Source organism: Dietzia sp. E1 (genome assembly GCF_014145015.1).
Lineage (GTDB): Bacteria > Actinomycetota > Actinomycetes > Mycobacteriales > Mycobacteriaceae > Dietzia > Dietzia cinnamea_A.
Genome location: NZ_JAALDU010000289.1, coordinates 1 through 1985, shown reverse-complemented (window position 1 = coordinate 1985; position 1985 = coordinate 1). Strand labels below are relative to the sequence as shown.

At 72.3% G+C, this 1985-nt stretch carries 1 protein-coding gene and 1 pseudogene; both read left to right on the top strand.

Annotated elements, in window-relative coordinates; genetic code table 11:
• Positions 1-1464, top strand: a 1464-nt coding sequence (locus G6030_RS10365) for a lipid II flippase MurJ (RefSeq protein ID WP_182643062.1), incomplete at its 5' end; no start/stop codon positions are given.
• Between the two features lie 87 nt (positions 1465-1551).
• A pseudogene (locus G6030_RS10360) lies at positions 1552-1985 on the top strand (hypothetical protein); the annotation flags it as partial.

Sequence of the window (1985 nt, the reverse complement as noted above, 5' to 3'; positions counted from 1 at the left end):
AACATGATCACCGAGCTCGTGCTGGGTTCGGTGCTCACGGCCATGTTCATGCCGCTGCTGGCCAAGGCGGCGCAGGAGGACGCGGATGGGGGAGTGTCCTTCATCCGCCGCCTGCTCACCGTCACCTCGGCGCTCGCGCTCGGCGCGACGGTGCTCGCCGTGGCGTGCGCGCCGCTGCTCACCGAACTCAACCTCGGCGACGGCGAGGTCAACACCGACCTGGCCACCGCGTTCGCGTTCCTGCTGCTTCCGCAGATCTTCTTCTACGGCGTGTTCTCCGTGATGCTGGCGGTGCTCAACTACAACGGCGTCTTCCGGCCCGGCGCGTGGGCGCCGGTATGGAACAACGTCGTCGCGATCGCCACGCTCGCCCTGTTCGCGGTGGTGGGCAGCGGTATCGACCCTGCGGCGCCGGTCAACCTGCGCAGCGGTCCGATCCTGCTGCTCGGTCTGGGCACGACGCTCGGCGTGGTCGTCCAGGCCGCCGTCCTCGTCCCCGCGCTGCGCCGCGCCGGTGTCGACCTGCGCCCGCAGTGGGGGCTCGACCCGCGGATCAAGCAGTTCGGCGGGCACGCGCTGGCCGGCGTGACGTACGTGCTCATCTCGCAGGTCGGTCTGGTCATGACCAACCGCATCGGCGCCGCCGCCGACGAGGCCGCCATCGCGATCTACCAGACCTACTGGCTGCTGCTGCAGGTCCCGTACGGGATCATCGGCGTCACGCTGCTCACGGCGATCAACCCCCGCCTCGCGGACAACGGCGTCGCCGGCCGGAACGACGCGGTCGTGCGCGACATCTCGCTGGGCACCCGGCTGTCCCTGTTCGGCCTCCTGCCGATCATCGCGTTCATGACGGCGTTCGGGCCGACCATCGCCACGGGCCTGTTCCGCTACGGCAACTTCGACGCCGACAGCGCCCGGGTCCTCGGCCTCACCGTGGCCGCCGGCGCGTTCACCCTGGTGCCCTACGCGATCGTGCTCCTGCAGCAGCGCGTCTTCTACGCCCGCGAGGACTACTGGACGCCCACGGTGATGATCCTCGCGATCACCGTCGTCCGGGTCGTCCTCTCGCTCCTCGTCCCCGCGGTCGCGGACGAGCGCTCGCACGTGGTGATCGGCCTCGCCCTGGCCAACGGCATCGGCTGGGTCGTCGGCGCGGTGGCCGGGTACGTCCTGCTCCGCTCGAAGCTCGGGTCGTTGCGCGGCCGGGAAACCCTCCGGTCCGCCGCGTGGACGCTCGGCGCCTCGGTCGCCGGCGCCCTGGTGGCCCTCGCGGTGGACACGGTGCTGCCGATGGACGCGCTCACCGACGCCGTCGGCAGCATCGGCTACGTGCTCCGCGCGGCGCTCGCCGGTGTCCTCACCCTCGCGGTCACCGGGTTGGTCCTGTCGAGATCCCGTCTGCCGGAACTGGACTCCATCACCCCCGTTCTCCGCGGCCTCGTGGGGCGTCTGAGGCGATAGTCGATTCCCCGGGCGGGCGGTACGTACACTCGAGGGGTCACGAGCGGCCGACGGGAGGCCGGGCGCACCAGGCGAGGAGGACAGCGGGTGGGCGATCAGACCGGGACCCCCGTGGGGTCCGCTTCCCCCACTCCTCCTCGTCTGACCGTCGGCGGCCTCGTCTCCGGAGGCCGGTACGAGCTGCTCGAGTCGTGCGGCGGCGTCTCCGGGCAGGCGTTCTGGAAGGCCCGCGACCGGCGCCTCGACAGGTTCGTCGCCCTCACCTTCGTCGACCCCCTTCCCGGCGAGCAGCCCCCGGGCTCGGCCACCGGGGTCCTCGACCGGACCGTCGCCCTGACGTCCGTCTACTCCGACGGCCTCGCGCGCGTGCTCGACGTCATCCGCGGCCGCGCGGGCGGCATCGTGGTCACCGAGTGGATCCCGGGCCGCAGTCTCGCCGCCGCCGTCGCGGAGCCCGATCCGGACTCCGCCGTGGGCGCGGTGTGGGGCCTGTCCGACGCCGCGACCCGCGCCGAGGAGGC